At 62.5% G+C, this 5894-nt stretch carries 6 protein-coding genes; 3 read left to right on the top strand and 3 right to left on the bottom strand.

Annotation, left to right across the window (positions count from 1 at the left end; genetic code table 11):
• Positions 1-1114: metallopeptidase TldD-related protein (locus EN914_RS21260; RefSeq protein WP_127389240.1), on the top strand; the 1114-nt coding region annotated here is incomplete at its 5' end.
• Between the two features lie 25 nt (positions 1115-1139).
• Here EN914_RS21260 and EN914_RS39270 read toward each other — a convergent pair.
• Entirely contained in the window at positions 1140-1286 is a 147-nt protein-coding gene (locus EN914_RS39270) for a hypothetical protein (RefSeq protein WP_245265333.1), read from the bottom strand.
• A 542-nt stretch (positions 1287-1828) separates the two neighbouring features.
• Here EN914_RS39270 and EN914_RS21245 point away from each other — a divergent pair.
• On the top strand, positions 1829-2488 hold the full coding sequence (locus tag EN914_RS21245; RefSeq protein ID WP_024503609.1) for a transglutaminase-like cysteine peptidase: 660 nt from the start codon (positions 1829-1831) through the stop codon (positions 2486-2488).
• 16 nt (positions 2489-2504) lie between these two features.
• Here the strand turns inward: EN914_RS21245 and EN914_RS21240 are convergent, their stop codons facing one another.
• Both EN914_RS21240 and EN914_RS21235 read right to left on the bottom strand, forming a co-directional pair.
• Positions 2505-3746 carry a class I SAM-dependent RNA methyltransferase gene (locus EN914_RS21240; RefSeq protein WP_024503608.1) on the bottom strand — a complete coding sequence of 414 codons (1242 nt, stop codon included), beginning with the start codon at positions 3744-3746 and terminating at the stop codon, positions 2505-2507.
• Positions 3743-4507: a TlyA family RNA methyltransferase gene (locus EN914_RS21235; RefSeq protein ID WP_013532785.1), complete on the bottom strand. Its 765-nt coding sequence runs from the start codon at positions 4505-4507 to the stop codon at positions 3743-3745. The genes EN914_RS21240 and EN914_RS21235 overlap by 4 nt, the downstream gene beginning before the upstream one ends.
• A gap of 326 nt (positions 4508-4833) precedes the next feature.
• Between EN914_RS21235 and EN914_RS21230 the strand changes: the two genes are divergently transcribed.
• The gene (locus EN914_RS21230; protein ID WP_024503607.1) at positions 4834-5829 is read left to right on the top strand and encodes a sterol desaturase family protein; all 996 of its coding nucleotides are present in this window, start codon (positions 4834-4836) and stop codon (positions 5827-5829) included.
• The last annotated feature ends 65 nt before the right edge of the window (positions 5830-5894 follow it).

Here is a 5894-nt window from a genome sequence, read left to right as displayed (position 1 = left end):
TGCCGCCGCACCCGCCCGCACCAACCGCCATCTCTATGGCGAAGAGAACCCGATCCCCTCGCCCTCCTTCGAGGCCAAGGCAAAGCTCCTGCAGGAAATCGACGCCTGGCTGCGCGCCGAGGACCCGCGCGTGCGGCAGGTTTCGGCATCGCTCGCCGCATCCTGGCAGCATGTCGAGATCGTGCGCGCCGACGGCCAAATGGTGCGCGACATCCGCCCGCTGGTCCGCGTCAACGTCTCCGTCGTTGTCGGCAATGGCGACCGCCAGGAGAGCGGCTCCTACGGCATGGGCGGCCGCAAGGCGTTTGGCGAATTCCTGGTCGAGGACAGCTGGAAGCACGCCGCCAAGGAGGCGCTCAGGCAAGCTCTGGTCAATCTCGAGGCCATACCGGCGCCGGCCGGCACCTTCGACATCGTCTTGTCCAGCGGCTGGCCGGGCGTCATGCTGCACGAGGCCGTCGGCCATGGGCTGGAAGGCGATTTCAACCGCAAGAAGACCTCGGCCTTCGCCGGACTGCTCGGCCAGCAGGTCGCCGCCAAGGGGGTGACCGTCGTCGACGACGGCACGATGCCCGAGCGGCGCGGCTCGCTGACAGTCGACGACGAAGGCACGCCTTCGGCCCGCAATGTGCTGATCGAGGACGGCAAACTGGTCGGCTACATGCAGGATCGCCAGAACGCTCGGCTGATGGGCATGAAGGCAACCGGCAACGGCCGCCGCGAAGGCTACGCACACCAGCCGATGCCGCGCATGACCAACACCTATATGACGGCGGGCGACATGGAGCCGGACGAAATCATCGCCTCGGTCAAGAACGGCATCTATGCCGTCTCCTTCGGTGGCGGCCAGGTCGACATCACCTCGGGCAAATTCGTGTTCGGCTGCACCGAGGCCTACATGATCGAGAACGGCAAGGTGACGCAGCCGATCAAGGGCGCGATGCTGATAGGCAACGGTCCGGACGCCATGCATCGCGTCTCGATGATCGGCAACGACATGAAGCTCGACACCGGCATCGGCATGTGCGGCAAGGCCGGACAGGGCGTGCCGGTCGGCGTCGGCCAGCCGCATCTGCGCATGAACCAGATGACGGTGGGCGGCACGCGGGTCTGAGCGAACGGCCCCGCTGGCCGGGCCGTTATGCCTTGCCGATAGACCGGCGCGAAGTCGTGTAGAGAATCAGGAAGGCGATGACGCCACCGATCGCATATTTGACCCAAGCACTCAGGCAGTCGACGGTCCCGTCGTGGCCGGAGACATACAGCGCAGCTGCGACAAACGTCATGGCCGCCATGCCAAGTGCATAGGACGGCAATAGCCCGGTTCGAGCGATCTTTCGCTAAATCCAGGCGACGAGCGCACCCGAGAGCGCCATCATGAGAGTTGCGCCGGCGCTTACGTTATGCGGCGCCTGACATCGCGCTGCGGACATTTGGCGGGCTCCCAACAGTAGAGGTCGCGGACAGCGCGGTGGTGTCGTCCGCACTCGACCTCGCGAAGAAGGGAATGGATTTCGCAGATGCTCTGCATCTGGGGAAATCAGCTCATTGCGCTGGCTTTGCAACCTTTGATCGTAATTTCCTCAAGGCTGCAAAGACGGGGGGATATGACAGCTTGCAGGACGCATGACAAAGGTCCGTCGCTGGCGCCCCGATGGTCGAGTCAGATCGAATGCGCCCGCTGATGCTTGCGTTTTCCAGTTTGAATTCCCGGCTGCACCTTGAAGTGAACACAATCGGCATTAGGAAATTGTTAGGTGTTTAACTGCCTGGGCTGCCGTTTCCGCACGAACGCAGTGCCGGCCTTCTGGTTGCGGTGGTGTTGGCAATGCGGCATTTCCCCGGCGTCCTGACCTCCTCTTTCCTGCTTGGCTTCGTTTCGTTGATTGGCGCGACATGGTTGCAAGCCAGTCCAGCGGCGGCACAGTCGACATTGTTCAAGTCGCGATCGACGCAATCTGCCGCAGTTGGTGGAAGCACCAGCGTCCCCTACGGTTGGGTCGATTTCTGCCATCGCCGGCCAAAGGAGTGCAAGGTGCCCGCTCTGCCGGCGGCGAATGTCAAGCTAACCGCGCAGAACCTACGCATCCTCAAGCGGATAAATCACAAGGCGAACAGCGCCATCAAACCCGTCAGCAATTTCGATCACTGGGGTACGATGGCGGATCACTGGGACTATCCGGTGGACGGCAAGGGCGACTGCAAGATCTACGCGCTCTACAAGCGCAAGCTTCTTCTGGCAGCGGGATTCCCCCGGCAGGCGTTGCTGATGACCGTGGTGCGCGACCTGGACAATGAAGGCCACACCATTCTGACGGTGAAAACCGACAAGGGCGATCTTGTCCTGGACAATCTGGTCAATGAGATCAGGCCCTGGAACGCGACGGGCTATTACTTCGTGAAACGTCAGTCGCAGCAGAACCCAAATACCTGGGTGTCGATCAACCAACGCGGCGGCACGTCGAAACGACTGTCGCCAAGTTCGTAGGGCCGAAGCCTCCAGGCTATCGCCGCTTCTTCGGCTTCTCCAGCAGTGCCACCGCTTCGACATGCGGCGACCACAGGAACTGGTCGATCGGCGTCACGCTCTTCAAGGCGTAGCCGCCGTCGATGAGGATGCGCAGGTCGCGAGCCAGCGTCACCGGATTGCAGGATACCGCGGCAACGTAGGGAACATCCGAGCGGGCGATCTGCTTCGACTGGTCCTCGGCGCCGGCGCGCGGCGGGTCGAACACCACACCGTCGAACGCATTCAACTCCTTGAACGTCAGCGGCCGGCGGAACAGGTCGCGGCGTTCGCCCGTCACCCGCTTCAAGCCGGTGGCGAAGCGCGATCCACGGTCGAGCGCCGAAAGCGCTGCCGCATCGCCTTCCACCGCATGGACTTCCGACTTCGCGGCCAGACGCAGAGCAAAGCTACCGCAACCGGCGAAAAGATCCGCCACCTTCTTGGCACGCTTCAGATGTCCGCCGACGATGTCGGCCATCGCCTGTTCGGCGGCCTCGGTTGCCTGCAGGAACGCGCCCGGGGGCAAGGCGACAGCGACGCCGCCGAACATGACCACCGGCTTTTTCGGCTCGATGATGATTTCGTCATCGATGGACAGCCTGGCAAAGCCCTGCGCCATGACGAAGTTAGCCGCGATCCGGCGCTGGTGCTCCCCGAGCTTGCCGGATTCGTGAACCGCGACATCGAGCCCCGAACCGGTCACGGTGACCGCCAGCCGGAACGATTTGGCGGTTGCGCAGACCAATTCGGCGAGCGCCCTCAAGAGATCGAGGGCGGCAACGATCTCCGGCAGCGAGATCGGGCATTCCGATATGGCGACGATCTCCGGCGACAGATGGCGATGGAAGCCGAGCAGCATGCCTGTCTCGGTGCGCCGGGCGGCAAGCACGACACGGCGGCGCGTCTGCGGTGCGCAGGCGACTAGGTCACCGATCTCGCAATCGATGCCCTTGCCCTTCAGGATGTGCGCCACTTTTTCGCGTTTCCACTGGCGATAGGCTTCGGCTTCGAAATGCTGGAGCGCGCAACCGCCGCATTCGGTGAAGTGGCAGCAGGCGGGATCGATGCGCAGCGGCGATGCTTCCAGCACCGCCATCAGCATGGCGCGATCCCTTTCGCGCGCGGCGGTGACCGTTTCACCGGGCAGTGTGAAGGGAATGAACAGATCGCCTGTCTCGGTCTCGGCGACGCCGTCGCCCTGAGCGCCAAGTTTCCTGATGCTGAAGCGCGCGCTCATCGATCCTTGATCCCACCGAGCAGGAATTCGCGATTGCCGTCGCCGCCATCGATCGGCGACAGATGCAGCCCCAGCGAGCGCCAGCCGGGAACGGAGTCCAGCCAATCCTGCAGCAGGCCGGCGACACGGGCGGCGTCGAAGGGATCCTTCAACAGACCACCCTTGCCGATCGCTTCCCTGCCGGCCTCGAATTGCGGCTTGACCAGAAACATGGCCTTTGCGCCAGCCTTGGCCAGACCAAGGGCCGGCGGCAGCGCCAGTTTCAGCGAGATGAAGCTGACGTCGGAGACGATGAAATCCGGAATACGCCCGCCGAGATCGGTGACGGCGAGGTCGCGGGCGTTCAGCCCTTCGATCACCGTCACACGCGGGTCGCCGCCGATATCAGGATGCATCTGGCCATGCCCGACATCGACGGCGGTGACATGGGCCACGCCGCGCTCGAGCAACACCTGGGTGAAGCCGCCGGTCGAGGCGCCGATGTCGAGCGCTTCACGGCCGGCAGGATCGAGGCCGAAATGATCGAGCCCGCCGATCAGCTTGAGTGCCGCGCGCGACACATAGCCTTGCGCCGGATCATCGATGGCAACGTGACATTGCGGCAAAACGCTCTGGCCGGGCTTGCGCGCAATGACGCCGTCGACGGTCACAGTGCCGCGCTCGACCGCATCGCGGGCACGTGAGCGGCTGGCAAACAGCCCGCGCTGGACGAGCAGGTCGTCGAGCCGCTGGCGTGCGCTGGCTGGCAGAGGCGAATTCATCGGCCTTCATGGCGAAAGCCGACGACGATGGCAAGAGCGCCAGCTGGAAGCATTTCGTCTCTCGTTCCCATCATCACGCTCAGCATCTTGCACGGCGACGATGGTGAGGCGTCCCGTCCCGCCGACCATCCTTATGAATACCCATGCGTTACGCCCGTTGAGACGGATGACCGCCGAAGCATGAGGTCTCACCGCCTGCGGGTAAATACCAACAATCTAGAAAGCCTCATGATTTCTTAACCAATTTTCATCGCATTTGCTTGAGGACTTCAATGTTATGACCGCGACGACGGGAAAACCCGGATGAAGAGGCGGCAACTTTGGAAATGGCCAGCGACATCGTCTACAAGGTTCTTGACCGGATTTCCGGCGCCGGCCTGCTGGCGACCGGACTTCTGTTGCTGACTGCTTTGGTCAGTGCCCTGGTCGCCTACTGGCGCACGGTCGAGAAAAAGAGCTGGAAAGAATTCTTCGAGTTCGCGGTGCCGCATGAGGTCATCACGCATCCTTCGGCGAAAGCCGACCTTTTGTTCTGGGTGACGCGGAAGGCGCTGATGCCATTCCTCATGCTGCCCGCCGGCGTCGTCTTCGTCAGCGCCGTCGGCTATGCGACGAACTGGTTGCTCTCCACGCTGCTGGCAATCCAGCCGCCTCTGATCGAGGGACCGGCGGGGCCTGTGACGGTGACGATCTTCACCCTCACCATGCTGCTTGCCTATGACATTTCGTACTATCTCTATCATGTCGCCCAGCACCGCTACCCGGTGCTCTGGGAACTGCACAAGGTGCACCATTCGGCCGAGGTGATGGTCGGCATCACCAAGGATCGCGTCCACCCGCTCGACGAATTGATGAACCGGGCCTGGGACGGCGTCATTCCCGGCATCTGCTTCGGCATCTGGTCGCTGGTGTCGCTGAACCTGGTTGAACTGACGGTCTTCGGCGTCAACGTCTACATCATACGCAACATCCTGATGATGGATTTCGTCAGGCACACGCATTTCAAGATCTCGTTTGGGCCGTTGAACAATCTGATCCTGTGCCCACACTGGCATCAGTTGCACCACAGCACCGACCCGCGCCACTACGACAAGAACTTCGGGCTGCTCTTCTCGTTCTGGGATCGGCTCTTCGGAACTCTGTGCGTTCCGAGACCCGACGAGGACTTCAAGTTCGGTTTGATCGAACGCAACGTGCGCGACTACCAGTCGCTAGCAGGCCTCTATGTCATGCCGCTGCAGCGGATGTGGCGGCAGATCGCCAGACATTTCCGCGCCGACAAGCCCGAGCCACAGCAATCGCCGCAGGGGGGCAAGCCATGAACGGACCGGCCGTGTTCCGGATGCAGCAAGCGCACCGGATCGAAATTGCAACCTCGCCAGAGCGA

Source organism: Mesorhizobium sp. M7A.F.Ca.CA.001.08.2.1 (genome assembly GCF_003998455.1).
GTDB lineage: Bacteria > Pseudomonadota > Alphaproteobacteria > Rhizobiales > Rhizobiaceae > Mesorhizobium > Mesorhizobium ciceri.
Note: the sequence above shows the minus strand (reverse complement) of the source record. Positions and strands in the feature narration are given on the sequence as shown.

Bases quoted from the DNA above. Each gene is read 5' to 3' on its own strand.
- EN914_RS39270 (WP_245265333.1), bottom strand. From the start codon at position 1,286: ATGACGTTTGTCGCAGCTGCGCTGTATGTCTCCGGCCACGACGGGACC.
- EN914_RS21230 (WP_024503607.1), top strand. From the start codon at position 4,834: ATGGCCAGCGACATCGTCTACAAGGTTCTTGACCGGATTTCCGGCGCC.
- EN914_RS21235 (WP_013532785.1), bottom strand. From the start codon at position 4,507: ATGAATTCGCCTCTGCCAGCCAGCGCACGCCAGCGGCTCGACGACCTG.
- EN914_RS21240 (WP_024503608.1), bottom strand. From the start codon at position 3,746: ATGAGCGCGCGCTTCAGCATCAGGAAACTTGGCGCTCAGGGCGACGGC.
- EN914_RS21245 (WP_024503609.1), top strand. From the start codon at position 1,829: ATGCGGCATTTCCCCGGCGTCCTGACCTCCTCTTTCCTGCTTGGCTTC.